The sequence below is a fragment of the Pseudomonas sp. TAE6080 genome, from assembly GCF_018732265.1.
GTDB classification, from domain to species: domain Bacteria; phylum Pseudomonadota; class Gammaproteobacteria; order Pseudomonadales; family Pseudomonadaceae; genus Aquipseudomonas; species Aquipseudomonas brenneri.
Genome location: NZ_JAHIDY010000024.1, coordinates 15939 through 32385, shown reverse-complemented (window position 1 = coordinate 32385; position 16447 = coordinate 15939). Strand labels below are relative to the sequence as shown.

14 protein-coding genes are annotated in these 16447 nt (G+C 60.9%); 6 read left to right on the top strand and 8 right to left on the bottom strand.

Translation table 11 applies throughout. The features are described 5' to 3' along the window. Window positions 1-19: 19 nt before the first annotated feature. Window positions 20-1012 carry a serine O-acetyltransferase gene (locus KL786_RS18215; protein WP_215518494.1) on the top strand — a complete coding sequence of 331 codons (993 nt, stop codon included), beginning with the start codon at window positions 20-22 and terminating at the stop codon, window positions 1010-1012. A gap of 2 nt (window positions 1013-1014) precedes the next feature. Further along, entirely contained in the window at window positions 1015-1743 is a 729-nt protein-coding gene (locus tag KL786_RS18210; RefSeq protein WP_215518493.1) for an alanyl-tRNA editing protein, read from the top strand. A 110-nt stretch (window positions 1744-1853) separates the two neighbouring features. On the opposite strand, the gene KL786_RS18205 is transcribed toward KL786_RS18210, so the two are convergent. The 8 genes from KL786_RS18205 to KL786_RS18170 all read right to left on the bottom strand — a co-directional run bounded on the left by KL786_RS18205 (window position 1854) and on the right by KL786_RS18170 (window position 11524). Then, on the bottom strand, window positions 1854-2783 hold the full coding sequence (locus KL786_RS18205) for a hypothetical protein (protein ID WP_215518492.1): 930 nt from the start codon (window positions 2781-2783) through the stop codon (window positions 1854-1856). 169 nt (window positions 2784-2952) lie between these two features. Beyond that, a complete protein-coding gene (prpD, locus tag KL786_RS18200) occupies window positions 2953-4437 on the bottom strand; it encodes a 2-methylcitrate dehydratase (protein WP_215518491.1) in 1485 nt (494 codons plus the stop codon). A 203-nt stretch (window positions 4438-4640) separates the two neighbouring features. Beyond that, window positions 4641-5831 carry a 2-methylaconitate cis-trans isomerase PrpF gene (gene prpF, locus KL786_RS18195; RefSeq protein WP_215518490.1) on the bottom strand — a complete coding sequence of 397 codons (1191 nt, stop codon included), beginning with the start codon at window positions 5829-5831 and terminating at the stop codon, window positions 4641-4643. 11 nt (window positions 5832-5842) lie between these two features. After that, complete coding sequence (acnD, locus tag KL786_RS18190) at window positions 5843-8437, bottom strand: Fe/S-dependent 2-methylisocitrate dehydratase AcnD (protein WP_215518489.1); 2595 nt, start codon at window positions 8435-8437, stop codon at window positions 5843-5845. A gap of 187 nt (window positions 8438-8624) precedes the next feature. Then, complete coding sequence (gene prpC / locus KL786_RS18185; RefSeq protein WP_215518488.1) at window positions 8625-9752, bottom strand: bifunctional 2-methylcitrate synthase/citrate synthase; 1128 nt, start codon at window positions 9750-9752, stop codon at window positions 8625-8627. Next, the gene (locus KL786_RS30125; protein WP_215518526.1) at window positions 9731-9883 is read right to left on the bottom strand and encodes a hypothetical protein; all 153 of its coding nucleotides are present in this window, start codon (window positions 9881-9883) and stop codon (window positions 9731-9733) included. The genes prpC and KL786_RS30125 overlap by 22 nt, the downstream gene beginning before the upstream one ends. Window positions 9884-9911: 28 nt before the next feature. Further along, on the bottom strand, window positions 9912-10805 hold the full coding sequence (gene prpB, locus KL786_RS18175; RefSeq protein WP_029298299.1) for a methylisocitrate lyase: 894 nt from the start codon (window positions 10803-10805) through the stop codon (window positions 9912-9914). Then, window positions 10802-11524 carry a GntR family transcriptional regulator gene (locus tag KL786_RS18170; protein ID WP_065943460.1) on the bottom strand — a complete coding sequence of 241 codons (723 nt, stop codon included), beginning with the start codon at window positions 11522-11524 and terminating at the stop codon, window positions 10802-10804. The genes prpB and KL786_RS18170 overlap by 4 nt, the downstream gene beginning before the upstream one ends. A 273-nt stretch (window positions 11525-11797) precedes the next feature. Between KL786_RS18170 and rloA the strand changes: the two genes are divergently transcribed. From rloA to pabB, 4 genes are all read left to right on the top strand, one after another. Beyond that, window positions 11798-12334 (top strand): retropepsin-like aspartic peptidase RloA, encoded by a 537-nt coding sequence (gene rloA / locus KL786_RS18165; protein ID WP_032863401.1) that lies wholly within the window; start codon window positions 11798-11800, stop codon window positions 12332-12334. A 5-nt stretch (window positions 12335-12339) separates the two neighbouring features. Continuing rightward, a complete protein-coding gene (rloB, locus tag KL786_RS18160) occupies window positions 12340-13872 on the top strand; it encodes an osmotic stress tolerance membrane protein RloB (protein ID WP_215518487.1) in 1533 nt (510 codons plus the stop codon). Further along, window positions 13872-14858 (top strand): alpha-L-glutamate ligase-like protein, encoded by a 987-nt coding sequence (locus KL786_RS18155; RefSeq protein WP_032863403.1) that lies wholly within the window; start codon window positions 13872-13874, stop codon window positions 14856-14858. Before rloB ends, KL786_RS18155 begins: the two co-directional genes overlap by 1 nt. Before the next feature lie 116 nt (window positions 14859-14974). Next, a complete protein-coding gene (pabB, locus tag KL786_RS18150) occupies window positions 14975-16318 on the top strand; it encodes an aminodeoxychorismate synthase component I (RefSeq protein WP_215518486.1) in 1344 nt (447 codons plus the stop codon). Window positions 16319-16447 lie beyond the last annotated feature (129 nt).

Sequence of the window (16447 nt, the reverse complement as noted above, 5' to 3'; positions counted from 1 at the left end):
AATTACGGGGGTGCCTTCCATGGGAGGCTTTATCGACATGCAACAGTTGCACGATGAGTTGCTGACCCACCTCATCAAGACCCTCTCGCCGGCGCAGATGGCACAGTTGCAGCCGCACCTGGCGCAATTGATCCAGCCGGCGGCGCAGGAAGTGGCCGAGGACCTGATCGCCTATGCCTGGCGCGATCCGGCGTCCAGGGGCCGGGGCGAACTGATCCTGGAATCCTACGCCTCGTTCAAGGCCGTGCTGTATTACCGGTTGGCGCACCGGGTATGGAATCTTTCCGGCCAGCCCCACCCCCAGTTCTGTGCCATCGCGCTGACGTTGAGCAACCAGGGCAAGATCCTGTCCGGGGCCGAAATCCACCCGGCTGCCCGCATTGGCCGACGTTTTGTACTGGATCATGGCTTTGGCACGGTGATCGGCGAAACCTGCGAGATCGGCAATGACTGCTACATCCTGTGTGGCGTGACCCTGGGCGCACGAGGCATCGCCAACAACCCTGATGGCAAACGCCACCCGCGCCTGGGCAACAATGTAGAAGTCGGCTCGGGCGCCAGGGTGCTGGGCTATGTGCTGATCGGCGACAACGTGTTTATCAGCCCCTCCTGTGTCATCACCCAGGACGTGCCCGCCGGCACCAAGGTGAAGGTAGTCAATCAGATCCAGTTGCAGAAAAACGACGAATCAGACGCCAGCAATTACCTCGGGGCATTTGCCCTCGACGAACGTCTGCATGTGGTCGGCGAAGTCAGCACCAGCCACCGGGTCATGGTGCTGGATGCCGACTTCCATCCGCTGTCCAGCCTGGTGCTGGAGCCCACGGTCAAGGAACGTCATCACCTGCAATTTCGCCTGCGCACGCTGCAGGCTCCCACCCACCCACCGCGCCTGCCCCTGAACCTGAAGGTGTGCGGGCCGAAGTTCGAGGTCACCCTGCTTTCCCCACCCGGGTTGAGCGCAATGGTGCGGCGCCTGCTGCAAACCAGCCCACTGATCGTTGGAGGTTGAACATGTCCGTACACACAATGGAAACCCTGGCGCTGTTCGACAGCGCGCCTTACCAGAACGCCTTCAGCGCCCGCGTGATCGCCGTCAGCGAACAGGGCATCGCCCTGGAACACACCCTGTTCTACCCCACCGGAGGCGGGCAGCCGGGAGATACCGGCTACTTCACCCTGCCCGACGGCAGCCGCGTCAACGTGACAGGGACCGTGCGCGACCCCGTACTGCGCTCGATCATCTGGCACCAGGTGGAACATTGCCCCGAATCATTGCGTGCCGGTGTGCAGGTGGATGCCGGCCTGGACTGGGAGCGGCGCTACCAGCACATGAAGATGCATACGTGCCTGCATTTGCTGTGCTCGATCATCGATGCCCCGGTGACCGGTTGCAGCATCAGCGCCGACAAGGGCCGCCTGGATTTCGACCTGCCGGAAATGACCCTGGACAAGGAAAGCATCACCCGCGACCTCAACGCCTTGATCGAGCAGGCCCATGAGGTCAAGTCGCTGTCGATGCCGGCGTCTGAATATTCCACCCTGCTACAAATCACCCGTACCCAGGCCGTCGCGCCACCGGTGATCCAGGGCGCGGTGCGGGTGATTGAAATTACCGGCATCGATATCCAGCCGTGTGGCGGCACCCATGTGGTCAACACCGAGGAAATCGGCCGGGTGTTCTGCGAAAAAATCGAGAAGAAGAGCAAGCATAACCGGAGGGTGATCTTGCGGTTTGAGTAAAGCATTCGCCAGGCTGCGATTTTTTCCACGAAAGACACAAATGAAGTTTTGCGAATCGTGTGCCGACAGCGTTCCATTCACTGTCGGCAATGCTATTACCGTGCCCCACCTTAAGCATCTGGAGTGCTGACTTTCTGGTTAAGGTCAACAATTTCCCGCTCAAGCTCTTTAATCACTGCTTTAAAATGCTCAATCATCTTTGCAACCTCAGCGCTCAGCGTTTTGGTTTCAAGGGCCAGATTGTCAATGCTGCTCTGAGTAGCGGGACTCTGTTCACTGGAACCAGCCGCCGCCGTCTCAGGAGTAGAGGCCAGCGGGGCTTGCTCATCATAGGATGCTGATTCGGCGTCGTGGGCGTGATTCGACGAGACTTCTGGAGGCGCATCTGAACCGGAGTTTCCGATTTTTTGTTTGAGCTCGCCGATTTCCTGTTGAAGTCGCGCAACCACTTGATTGAAATCATTCCTCATACTCTCAATCGTTGCATGAAGCTCCTTGTTTTCTTCGGACATTTTTTTGATATTGCTAGATGTATTCGCGCCAGATGAGGGTGCCCTCTGATCAGCCGCGGACACTTCAGGCTCAGTGCGTTTAGGGACGCGCCCAGAACCAGAGGTATCAGCGGGGCTTGGAGTCGACGGCCTGGCAGGTGTTTGGGATGCCGCCGAAGTGGGACTTTTTTTAGCCTCAACCTGCTGTTTCAACTGGGCTATTTGCTGCGCAAGCCCATTTATTATCGGTGTGAGTTCTGCCATCACTTGCTTGATCTTGTTTTTAAGCTGAGCGTTCTCTTGGGAAAGCTGTGCAAGCCGGGCGGGGTCGGTATTCTTCGCCGATGGCGTCGAGTTGACCAGCCCCTTATGCGCCGAAAACTGCCCCCGCTGCGGTGTAGTCATCGGCTGACGAGAGGGTGCTGAATCTGACTGGGGTTGGTCAGGAGTACCTGCTTTGGCGCTGTTTTCTTGCTGTGTGGGCCCTGGCTTGGGGGGCATTTCATAGGCGTAGTTGGGCGCGTACTGCTGAGGACTTACGTTAGTCATGTCGGACCTCTCAGATTCAGGTATTGGATTCACAGGCATTGCCTACCAGACGACCCTGTAAAACAGGTCATCTGGCTACTTGATTGGTGATTATCTGAATAAGGTTCCGACGATGTAGGACTTACGAATAGCAAAGTATGTCTACTTCACAACCGGCCACCTGACCTTCTCACATCGCCCACAGGTCCACAAACCGGCTTACGGACGTCGCTTCAAGCCGTGCCTGGTCCTTGCACAAGGCAAAAATCTCGGCACTGCGCTGGGCGGTAAAGCGTGTGGCCAGGTTGGCCTTGAATTTGGCTTCGAGCAACGGAATCCCGTCGCCCCGGCGACGGCGATGGCCAATCGGGTACTCCACCACCACCTGCTCAGTGCTGGAACCATCATTGAAGAAAACCTGCACCGCGTTGGCAATGGAGCGCTTGTCGGCCTCTAGGTATTCGCGGCTGTAGCGGGGGTCTTCGACAATGACCATCTTCTCGCGCAATTCATCAATGATCGGATGCGCGGCATGGAACTCATCTTCGTACTGCTCGGCCACCAGATTGCCGAACGCCAGCGGCACAGCCGTCATGTATTGCAGGCAATGGTCACGGTCTGCCGCATTGGCCAATTGGCCGACCTTGGAAATGATACGAATCGCCGACTCGTGGGTAGTGATGACGATCCTGTCGATTTCATCCAGGCGCCTTTTAACCTGCGGATGCAAAGTGACCGCCGCTTCACAGGCAGTCTGCGCGTGGAACTCGGCAGGAAAGCTGATCTTGAACAGCACGTTCTCCATCACATAGGTGCCATAGGGTTGGGGCAGGCTGAACGCGCGCTTGTCCTCGGGCTTGAGGGCCAGGTCCTTGTTGGTATGGCTGAACAGCACGTCATAGAAACCCCACTGCGGCGCGCTCAATACGCCCGGAATCCCCATTTCGCCGCGCATGGCGATGTCCGCCAGGCGCACGCCACGGCTCGACGCATCCCCCGCCGCCCAGGACTTGCGTGAACCGGCGTTGGGCGCATGGCGGTAAGTGCGCAGGGCCTGCCCATCGACAAACGCCTGGGACAACGCCGCCAGCAGTTGCTCACGATTGGCGCCCATCAACTTGGCGCACACCGCAGTGGAGGCGACTTTGACCAGCAGCACATGGTCAAGGCCGACGCGGTTGAAGGAGTTTTCCAGGGCGATCACGCCCTGGATTTCGTGGGCCATGATCATCGCTTCCAGGACCGCGCGCACCGTCAACGGCGTTTCACCGTTGGCCACGCGCTTTTGCGAAAGGTGATCGGCGACGGCCAGGATGCCACCGAGGTTATCCGAAGGATGGCCCCATTCGGCGGCGAGCCAGGTGTCGTTGTAATCGAGCCAACGCACGATGCAACCGATGTCCCACGCGGCCTTGACCGGGTCCAGGCGATAGGACGTACCCGGCACCCGTGCACCGAACGGCACCACCGTGCCTTCGACGATAGGCCCCAGGTGCTTGGTGCACTCAGGGAAACGCAAGGCCAGCAAGCCACAGCCGAGGGTGTCCATCAGGCAGTTGCGGGCAGTGTCCAGGGCGTCCCGGGAATCGATCCGGTAGGTGAGGACGTAGTCGGCAATGTCCTGCAAAACCTGGTCGTAGTCTGGGCGGTTGTTCTGGTCGACGTTGGCGCTCATGGCAGTACTCCAAAATGGGTGGGGTTATTCCTTCTTCAGGCTCAGGTTATTTTCTCTGACAGGTCTAAAAAGCCTGCTCTTTGTTTTATCTGTAGGAGCGAGCTTGCTCGCGAAGGTCGCCAACGATGACACGGGAAACCTGACCCCCAACTGCGCGCTTAGGCTCTTCGCGAGCAAGCTCGCTCCTACAAAAAGTCCGACAGCTAAAAAGAATCGCCCGGGACGCGCACATAGCCTTCCATCAATACGCGCGCACTGCGGCTCATGATGGCTTTCTTCACCACCCATTCGCCGTTCACCTGGCTGGCCTCGGCGCCCACGCGCAGGGTGCCGGACGGATGCCCGAACCGCACCGCATTGCGCTCCACACCGCCCGCCGCGAGGTTGACCAGGGTCCCGGAAATCGCCGCCGCCGTGCCAATCGCCACCGCGGCCGTACCCATCATCGCGTGGTGCAGCTTGCCCATGGACAACGCTCGCACCAGCAGGTCAACATCCCCCGCCTTGATCGCCTTGCCGCTGGAGGCCAGGTAATCCGCAGGCTTGGCCACGAACGCCACTTTCGGCGTGTGCTGGCGCTGGGCGGCTTCGTCCAGGTGTTTGATCAAGCCCATGCGCAATGCGCCGTAGGCTCGCACAGTCTCAAACATCGCCAGGGCTTTCGGGTCGCTGTTGATCGCGCCTTGCAGCTCGGTGCCGGTGTAGCCGAGATCTTCAGCATTGATAAAAATCGTCGGGATACCCGCATTGATCAGCGTCGCCTTGAACGTACCGATACCCGGCACTTCCAGGTCATCGATCAGGTTGCCGGTGGGGAACATCGAGCCGCCGCCGCCCTCTTCTTCCGCTGCCGGGTCGAGGAACTCCAGTTGCACTTCGGCCGCCGGGAAGGTCACGCCATCCAGCTCGAAGTCGCCGGTTTCCTGCACCGCACCGTCGGTGATCGGCACATGGGCGATGATGGTCTTGCCGATATTGGCCTGCCACACCCGCACCACGGCTACGCCGTTATGGGGCACGCGGCTGGGATCAACCAGCCCGGCGCTGATGGCGAACGAACCGACCGCCGCCGACAGGTTGCCGCAGTTGCCGCTCCAATCGACAAAGGGCTTGTCGATAGACACCTGGCCAAACAAGTAGTCCACGTCATGATCGGCTCGGGTGCTTTTGGCGAGGATCACGGTCTTGCTGGTGCTCGACGTGGCCCCCCCCATACCATCGATCTGCTTGTCATAGGGGTCGGGGCTGCCGATCACCCGCAACAGCAAGGCATCGCGGGCCGCGCCCGGGACCTGGGCCGATTCGGGCAAGTCCTTGAGCTTGAAAAACACGCCCTTGCTGGTGCCGCCCCGCATGTAGGTGGCGGCGATCTTAATTTGCGCTACGTGTGTCATGGTCATCCTCTTCAGGCCGTCGCCGCCGATTCCAGGAAGTCCTGGGCAAAGCGCTGCAACACGCCGCCCGCCTCGTAGATCGACACTTCTTCAGCAGTGTCCAGGCGGCAGGTCACCGGCACCTCGACACGTTCGCCATTCTTGCGGTTGATCACCAGGGTCAACTGCGCACGCGGGGTGCGTTCACCGATCACGTCATAGGTTTCGCTGCCATCGATCTGCAAAGTCTTGCGATCAGTACCCGCCAGGAACTCCAGGGGCAACACGCCCATGCCCACCAGGTTGGTGCGATGGATACGTTCGAAGCCTTCGGCGGCAATCGCCTCCACTCCGGCCAGGCGTACGCCCTTGGCCGCCCAGTCGCGGGACGAACCCTGGCCGTAGTCGGCGCCGGCAATGATGATCAGTGGCTGCTTGCGCTCCATGTAGGTCTCAATGGCTTCCCACATGCGCGTGACCTTGCCTTCCGGCTCGATGCGCGCCAGGGAGCCCTGCTTGACCTTGCCGTTCTCCAGGACCATTTCGTTGAACAGCTTGGGGTTGGCAAAGGTCGCGCGCTGGGCGGTCAAGTGGTCGCCACGGTGCGTGGCATAAGAGTTGAAGTCGACTTCCGGCAGGCCCATTTTCGCCAGGTATTCGCCGGCGGCACTGTCGAGCATGATCGCGTTGGACGGCGACAGGTGATCAGTGGTGATGTTGTCCGGCAACACCGCCAGCGGGCGCATGCCCTTGAGCGGACGCGCGCCGGCCAGGGCGCCTTCCCAATAGGGAGGGCGGCGGATGTAGGTACTCTGCGCACGCCAGTCGTACAGCGGCGTGACTTTCGGGCCGGTGTCCTCGTGGATGGCAAACATCGGGATATAAACCTGGCGGAACTGCTCCGGCTTGACCGAAGCCTTGACCACCGCGTCGATTTCTTCGTCGCTCGGCCAGATGTCCTTCAGGCGGATTTCCTTGCCGGTCGCATCCAGGCCCAGCACGTCTTTCTCGATATCGAAACGGATGGTGCCCGCAATCGCGTAGGCCACCACCAGCGGCGGCGACGCCAGGAACGCTTGCTTGGCGTACGGATGGATGCGCCCGTCGAAGTTGCGGTTGCCCGACAACACGGCGGTGGCATACAGGTCGCGGTCGATGATTTCTTGCTGGATCACCGGGTCGAGCGCACCGGACATGCCGTTGCAGGTCGTGCAGGCGAAGGCTACGACGCCAAAACCCAACTGCTCCAGCTCGCTGGTCAGCCCGGCTTCGTCGAGGTACATGGCCACGGTTTTCGAACCCGGCGCCAGGGACGACTTGACCCACGGTTTACGGGCCAGACCCAGCTTATTGGCATTGCGCGCCAACAGGCCGGCGGCGATGACGTTGCGCGGGTTGCTGGTATTGGTGCAACTGGTGATGGCAGCAATGATCACCGCGCCATCGGGCATTTGCCCCGGCACGTCGTCCCATTGCCCGGAAATCCCCTTGGCCGCCAGGTCGCTGGTGGCCACGCGGGCGTGCGGGTTGCTCGGGCCAGCCATGTTGCGCACGACGCTGGACAAATCGAAGCTCAAGCCACGCTCGTATTGCGCGCCCTTGAGGTCATCGGCCCACAGGCCGGTGTGCCGGGCGTACTGCTCGACCAGGGCGACCTGTTCGTCTTCGCGGCCGGTGAGTTTCAGGTAGGCAATGGTCTGTTGGTCGATATAGAACATCGCGGCCGTGGCGCCGTACTCCGGGGCCATGTTGGAGATGGTCGCGCGGTCGCCCAGGGTCAGTGCCGAAGCACCTTCGCCGAAGAACTCCAGCCAGGCACCCACTACTTTCTGCTGGCGCAGGAACTCGGTCAGCGCCAGCACCATATCGGTGGCGGTGATGCCTGGTTGCAGCTTGCCCGTCAGCTCGACGCCAACGCTTTCCGGCAGGCGCATCCACGAGGCGCGGCCGAGCATCACGCTCTCGGCTTCCAGGCCGCCAACGCCGATGGCGATCACGCCCAGGGCGTCCACATGAGGCGTGTGACTGTCGGTACCAACGCAGGTATCCGGGAAGGCCACGCCGTCACGCACCTGGATCACCGGGGACATTTTCTCCAGGTTGATCTGGTGCATGATGCCGTTGCCCGGCGGGATCACATCGACGTTTTTGAAGGCCTTCTTGGTCCACTCGATAAAGTGGAAACGGTCTTCGTTACGGCGGTCTTCGATGGCGCGGTTTTTCTCAAAGGCGTCCGGGTCAAAACCACCGGCCTCGACGGCCAGGGAATGGTCGACGATCAGTTGGGTCGGCACCACTGGGTTGACCTGGGCCGGGTCGCCGCCTTGCAGGGCAATGGCATCACGCAGGCCGGCGAGGTCCACCAGGGCGGTCTGGCCGAGGATGTCATGGCACACCACACGCGCCGGAAACCAAGGGAAGTCAAGGTCGCGCTTGCGCTCGATCAGTTGGCTCAAGGAAGCGTTGAGGGTCGCCGGGTCGCAACGGCGCACCAGGTTCTCGGCGAGCACGCGGGAGGTGTAGGGCAAGGTGGCGTAGGCACCAGGCGTGATTGCCTCGACTGCCGCCCGGGCGTCGAAGTAATCCAGGCGGCTGCCGGGGAGCGATTTGCGAAATTCAGTGTTCATCGTCAGGACTCGGTCACGGTAGGTTCACAGGGCGAACTGTCGACACTGGCTTGGCTTTTTTGTGGGAGCGGGCTTGCCCGCGATAGCGGTGTGTCAGCCCACAGTGATGTTGGCTGACAGTCAGTCATCGCGGGCAAGCCCGCTCCCACAGAGAAGCACAATCGCCAATGTGCTCGGCTCATCCCATTCAGCGACGTTCGATTGGCACGAACTTGCGCTGTTCGACGCCGGTGTATTCGGCGCTTGGACGGATGATGCGGTTGTTGGCACGCTGCTCAAACACATGCGCCGCCCAGCCAGTCAGGCGCGAGCACACGAATATCGGGGTGAACAGCTTGGTCGGGATACCCATGAAGTGGTACGCCGAGGCATGGTAGAAGTCGGCGTTGGGGAACAGTTTTTTCTGCTCCCACATGGTCTTGTCGATGGCTTCGGAGACCGGGAACAGCACTTTGTCGCCCACTTCATCGGCGAGTTTTTTCGACCAGCCCTTGATCACTTCATTGCGCGGGTCGTTGTCTTTATAGATCGCGTGGCCAAAGCCCATGATCTTGTCCTTGCGCGCCAGCATGCCGAGGGTGCCTTCGACCGCTTCCTCTGCCGAGGAGAAACGCTCGATCATTTCCATCGCGGCTTCATTCGCGCCGCCGTGCAGCGGGCCGCGCAGCGAGCCGATGGCCGCGGTGACGCAGGAATACAAGTCCGACAGGGTCGAAGCGCAGACACGCGCGGTAAAGGTGGACGCGTTGAATTCGTGCTCGGCGTAGAGGATCAGCGACACGTTCATGACCTTGACGTGCAACTCGCTCGGCTTTTTGCCGTGCAGCAGGTGCAGGAAGTGGCCGCCAATCGACGGCTCGTCGGTCACACAGTCGATGCGCTTGCCGTCATGGCTGAAGCGATACCAGTAGCACATGATCGCCGGGAAGGCCGCCAGCAGGCGGTCGGTGACATCGCGCTGCACGCTGAAGTCTTTTTCCGGCTCGATATTGCCCAGGAACGAGCAACCGGTGCGCATCACGTCCATCGGGTGGGCGTCGACGGGGATGCGTTCCAGCACTTCCTTGAGCGCCTGGGGCAGGTCACGCAGCTTGCTCAGTTTGGCGCTGTAGGCGGCCAGCTCGGCCTTGGTCGGCAATTGGCCGTACAACAACAGGTAGGCGACTTCTTCGAACTGCGCGTCGGCGGCCAGTTCACGTACGTCATAGCCACGATAAGTCAGCCCGGCACCGGCCTGGCCCACGGTGGACAATTCTGTCTGCCCGGCCACCTGGCCACGCAGGCCGGCGCCACTCAGTACTTTTGCTTCAGCCATGGTTCTTCTCCAATCTTATATTTATCAGGGCGACCACCGCCCCCTGTAGGAGCGGGCTTGCCCGCGAAAAACGCCAGGGCACCGTGTTTATTCAGGTTGGCCGCGTTATCGTTGACGATCTTCGCGGGCAAGCCCGCTCCTACAGTGAGCACGTAGCCTTTATTTTTTCGCGGCGAACAGCGCGTCGAGCTTCTGCTCGAAGGTGTGGTAGTCGATGCGATCGTAAAGCTCCATGCGCGTTTGCATGGTGTCGATCACGTTCTGTTGGGTACCGTCGCGACGGATCGCGGTGTAGACGTTTTCGGCGGCCTTGTTCATGGCGCGGAACGCCGACAGCGGGTACAGCACGATGGAAACATCGGCAGATTTCAACTGTTCGGTGGTGTACAGCGGCGTCGCGCCGAACTCGGTGATGTTGGCCAGGATCGGCGCTTTCACACGCGAAGCGAACAACTTGTACATCTCAAGCTCGGTAATCGCTTCGGGGAAGACCATGTCGGCGCCAGCCTCGATGCACGCGGCGGCACGCTCCAGCGCGGACTCCAGGCCTTCCACGGCCAGGGCGTCGGTACGCGCCATGATCACGAAGCTGTCATCGGTGCGGGCATCCACGGCGGCCTTGATGCGGTCGACCATTTCCTGCTGGGACACGATTTCTTTGTTCGGGCGATGACCGCAGCGCTTGGCGCCCACCTGGTCCTCGATATGGATCGCGGCGGCGCCAAACTTGATCATCGACTTGACGGTGCGCGCCACGTTGAAGGCCGAGGAACCGAAACCGGTGTCCACGTCCACCAGCAGCGGCAGGTCGCACACGTCGGTAATACGGCGCACATCGGTCAACACATCGTCCAGGCCGGTGATGCCCAGGTCCGGCACACCGAGGGAGCCCGCAGCAACACCACCACCGGACAGGTAAATGGCCTTGAAACCGGCGCGTTTGGCCAGCAGGGCATGGTTGGCGTTGATCGCGCCAACCACTTGCAACGGGTGTTCGCTGGCGACGGCGTCACGGAAACGCTGGCCCGGTGTGCTGTTTTTATAGGAACTCATGACTCACCTCGTGGAGTGGCTGTCTGGGGGGCGCCGTCGGGGAAGTGACGGGCGATATTGCGTTTGGAGGCGCCGATATGCCGGCGCATCAACAACTCGGCCAGTTCACCGTCGCGATCGGCAATCGCGTCAAGAATACGGTGATGCTCGGCAAAGGCCTGGCGTGGACGATTGGGGGTGGCGGAGAACTGGATGCGGTACATGCGCACCAATTGATACAACTCGCCGCACAACATTTGGGTCAAGGTGCGGTTGCGTGCGCCTTGAATGATCCGGTAATGAAAGTCGAAGTCGCCTTCCTGCTGGTAGTAGCCAACACCGGCCTGGAACGCGGCATCGCGCTCATGGGTGTGCAGGACCTGGCGCAGCTCCTCGATTTCTTCGTCGGTCATGCGCTCGGCGGCCAGGCGGCAGGCCATGCCTTCGAGGGACTCGCGGATTTCGTAGAGTTCGACCAGTTCGGCCTCGCTCAGGGACACCACCCGCGCGCCGACATGGGGCACGCGCACCAGCAGGCGCTGCCCTTCCAGGCGGTGGATCGCCTCGCGCAGCGGGCCACGACTGATGCCGTAGGTGCGCGCCAGCTCCGGTTCCGAGATCTTGCTGCCGGGGGCTATCTCGCCCTTGACGATGGCGGCCTGGATACGGCGGAAGACGTTCTCGGACATCGTCTGGGAATCGTCCTGCCCTGCCACCGGAATTTCCAGCTGATCCAGCATGATTGTCGACACCTTTAAAAGCAATGCCGCAAAAACTAGCCAATCAGCCCAAGATAGTCAAAGAATAAATACACATTGTCGACAATCGTCTAATAACCCTGCTCGCACCTTATAAGGGCATGGCCGCCTGCCAGCGCTGGCGCCAGAAAACCTTCATGTTAGAATGCCCGCCGCATTTGCCTGACATCTATTGATGAAAAGGCGCACGAGGGAGCTTGCGCAGCAATGCCAGTCGCCTTGAATCAAACATCGCACTGCACCGCCTCAGGATCTATGAGACTCAAGCCCTTCCCCCTATTGCTTTGCCTACTGTTGTTTCCGGGCCTTGGCTTCGCTGCCGAGAAGACCGTGTATGGCCTCAATGAATACGCCAAGCTGGCGGGCATTGACCTGGAAGTCGCCGCCAAGCTCGACACCGGCGCCAAGACCGCGTCCTTGAGTGCCCGGGATATCAAGCGCTTCAAGCGCAATGGTGAATCCTGGGTGCGCTTCTACCTGGCCATCGATACCGCCCATTCGCACCCCATCGAGCGCCCCCTGGCCCGCGTCAGCAAGATCAAGCGCCGCGCCGGTGACTACGACCCCGATGAGGACAAGAACTACACCGCCCGTCCGGTGATTGCCCTGGACATCTGCATGGGCACCGCTTTACGCAGCATCGAAGTGAACTTGACTGACCGCAGCGCCTTCCAATATCCGCTGCTGATCGGCTCCGAAGCCTTGAAACGCTTTGATGCGCTGGTCGACCCCAGTCTTAAATACGCAGCAGGCAAACCTGCCTGCGCCACCGACGCTCATACCGCCGAGTAATTCCAATGCGCTCTCTTACTATGCACCTGAAGATTCTGATCGCCGTCCTGGTGGTACTGGGCATTTCAGTCACGGCCTATCAGATCTTCGTCCTCGGCATCCCGGTGACCGAAGACGCCACTGACGACCTGTGGAACATCGACGCCAAGGTCGAGTTCGTCGCCAACGCCAAGGACCCGGTCAAGGTGCAGATGTTCGTGCCACCCCTGAGCCGCGACTTCGTCAGCCTCAATGAGAGTTTCATCTCCAATAACTACGGGGTGAGCGTCAATCGCATCGACGGCAACCGCAAGGTCACCTGGTCGGCCCGGCGCGCCAAGGGCAACCAGACCCTCTACTACCGCCTGGTGCTGACCAAGCGCTACAGCGGTGAAAAGCTCAAGGTCAAGGGCCCGACCTTCCGCGACAGCATCGCCGTGGAAGGCCCGGAAAAAATCGCCGCCGAGGCCCTGCTGGCGCCGATCCGCCAACACTCGGCCGACGTCGAGACCTTTATCAGCGAAGCCATCAAGCGCACCAACAACCTCAACGACGACAACGTCAAGCTGCTGCTCGCGGGCGATCCGTCGACGCCGCACAAGGCCAAGATCGTCGAGTTGCTGCTGTCCATCGCCCATGTGCCGGTGGAAAAGGTCCACACCATTCGCCTGGTGGCCGACCAGCCGCAAACCCCGGAACTGTGGCTGCGCAGCTTCAATGGCAACGACTGGCTGTACTTCAACCCGGAAACCGGCGAACAGGGCCTGCCTTCTGACCGCCTGCTGTGGTGGACCGGTGATGAAAACCTGATCACCGTCGACGGCGGCAAGAAAGCTGCCGTGACCTTCAGCCTGAACAACAGCGAGATGAACGCCATTCGCCTGGCCAAGCTGACGGACGAGAACACCGACGCCAACTTCCTCGAATACTCGCTCTACGGCCTGCCGCTGCAAACCCAGCAGACCTTCATGATCATGGTGATGATCCCGATTGGCGTGCTGGTGATCCTGATCCTGCGCAACCTCATCGGCCTGCAGACCCTGGGGACGTTCACCCCGGTGCTGATCGCCCTGGCGTTCCGCGAGACGCAGTTGGGCTTTGGCATCGTGCTGTTTACCGTGATTACCGCGCTCGGGCTGTCTCTGCGTTCCTACCTGGAGCACTTGAAATTGCAGATGCTGCCGCGCTTGTCGGTGGTGTTGACCTTTGTGGTAGTGCTGATCGCGGCCATCAGCCTGTTCAGCCATAAGCTGGGCCTGGAGCGCGGCCTGTCGGTGGCGCTGTTCCCGATGGTGATCCTGACCATGACCATCGAACGCCTGTCGATCACCTGGGAAGAACGCGGTGGCGGCCACGCGATGAAAGTCGCGATCGGTACCCTGTTCGCCGCGTCCCTGGCACACATCATCATGAGCGTGCCGGAGCTGATCTACTTCGTGTTCACCTTCCCGGCGATCCTGTTGATCCTCGTGGGTTTCATGCTGGCCATGGGACGCTATCGCGGTTACCGCCTGACCGAGCTGGTGCGTTTCAAGGCCTTCCTCAAGGCTGATTCGTAATGTTCGGGTTCTGGAAGACCTGGAAGGCCCTCCAAGCGCGGGGCATCATGGGCATCAACCGGCGTAACGCCGACTACGTGCTCAAGTACAACAAGCGCAGCCTGTATCCGATTGTCGATGACAAGATCATCACCAAGGAACGGGCGATTGCGGCCGGCATCCATGTGCCGGAAATGTACGGGATCATTTCCACCGAAAAAGAAATCGACAAGCTCGACGAAATCATCGGTGGCCGCAGCGATTTCGTGATCAAGCCGGCCCAGGGCGCCGGCGGTGACGGCATCCTGGTGATCGCCGATCGCTTTGAAGGACGCTATCGCACCGTGTCCGGCAAGATCATCAGCCATGAGGAAATCGAGCACCAGATTTCCAGCATCCTCACCGGCCTCTATTCCCTGGGCGGTCACCGTGACCGCGCACTGATCGAATACCGGGTGGTGCCTGACCAGATCTTCAAGAGCATCAGCTACGAAGGCGTGCCGGATATCCGCATCATCGTGCTGATGGGTTACCCGGTGATGGCCATGTTGCGTCTGCCCACCCGCCAATCCGGCGGCAAGGCCAACCTGCACCAGGGCGCGATTGGCGTCGGTGTGGACCTGGCCACCGGCCTGACCCTGCGCGGCACCTGGCTGAACAACATCATCACCAAACACCCGGACACCACCAACGCAGTAGACGGCGTGCAACTGCCCAACTGGGACGGTTTCATGAAGCTCGCCGCCGGCTGCTACGAGCTGTGCGGGCTGGGTTACATCGGGGTGGACATGGTGCTGGACCAGGAAAAAGGCCCATTAATCCTGGAGCTCAATGCCCGGCCGGGGCTGAACATCCAGATCGCCAACGATTGCGGCCTGACCTTGCGCACCCATGCCGTGGAAGCGCGCCTTGAAGAACTGAAAGCGGCGGGCGTGACGGAAACGGCGGAAGAACGCGTGAAATTTGCCCAGGAAATGTTCGGCCATATTCCCCCCGTGGAAGGATAAAAACCGCTGCAAGCCGCAAGCTATAAGCTGCAAGACAGGCAGACACGCTTGCAGCTTGTAGCTTAAAGCTTGAAGCTGCTCTAATCCCCCACCCCCATGGCTGATCCACCCCCCGCATGTCGACCTGCTCCGTACACCCGCTGCCCTACCTGGAAAACCCTGCCGAGTATTTCGCGGCGATCCGCCATGCCCCTGGCGCCATCCTGCTGGACAGCGGCCGGCCGGCAGCCGAGCGTGGTCGCTATGACCTGCTCAGCGCCTGGCCAGAGGCAACACTGGCGGTGTGGCCGGACGAAAGCGGTAGCGATTTTCTGCAACGACTGCGGGAAAACCTCACGCTACTGGGTGAAGCCAGCCTGCCCGCACCGTATGAGCTGCCATTTGCCGGCGGCTTGATCGGCTACCTGAGCTACGATTTTGGCCGCCATCTGGAACACCTGCCGCACCAGGCAATCGACGACCTGGGCCTGCCCGATGCACGTTTTGGCCTGTATGCCTGGGCACTGATCAGTGACCACCAGGCGCGCACCAGCCAATTGGTGTTCCACCCAAAGCTGTTGGAAAGCGAACGGCAACGGCTGCTGGCACTGTTCAGCCGCCCCGCCGCCCACACCCCGGCCAGCTTCAAGCTACACACCCGGATGACCCCGGACCTGAGCGCCGGTGCCTATGAACAGGCCCTGTCCCGCATCCAGGACTATATCCAGGCGGGTGACTGCTATCAGGTCAACTTCGCCCAACGCTTTCGCGCGACCTGCAACGGTGATCCCTGGGCCGCCTATTGCGCCTTGCGTGCCGCTTGCCCAACACCGTTCTCGGGCTTTCAGAGCCTGCCGGACGATGGCGCGGTCGTGAGCCTGTCGCCAGAGCGTTTCGTCCGGATCAGCCAACGCCAAGTGGAAACCCGCCCGATCAAGGGCACCCGCCCCCGAGGGCTGACACCCCAGGAGGATGCGGCCAACGCCGCCGAACTCCTGGCAAGCCCCAAGGACCGTGCAGAGAACCTGATGATCGTCGATCTGCTGCGCAATGACCTGGGCCGCACCTGCCGCACCGGCTCGGTCAAGGTGCCGGAGCTGTTCAGCCTGGAAAGCTACCCGAACGTGCATCACCTGGTCAGCAGCGTCACCGGCGAACTGGCCGACGGCAAAGACGCCCTGGATTTGGTCGCCGGCAGCTTCCCCGGCGGCTCGATCACCGGCGCACCGAAGATCCGCGCGATGCAGATCATCGACGAGCTGGAACCGACCCGACGCGGACTGTACTGCGGCTCATTGTTGTACCTGGATGTGCGCGGCGAGATGGACAGCTCCATCGCCATTCGTAGCCTGCTGGTCAAGGATGGCCAGGTCTGTTGCTGGGGCGGCGGCGGGATCGTCGCGGACTCCGAGTGGCAGGCGGAATATCAGGAATCGATGACCAAGGTGCGGGTGTTGCTGGAAACGCTGGAAGGGCTGTAAGCGCACCTCCCAGGGAAAGAACCTGAATCAGAACGGCCGTGGACAGCATCGGGGCGCAGGGATAGCGTCTCGCTTCGATATTACTTGGCCGTCTGTGAGGGATCACATGGATCGACTGCTTGTTGCCTT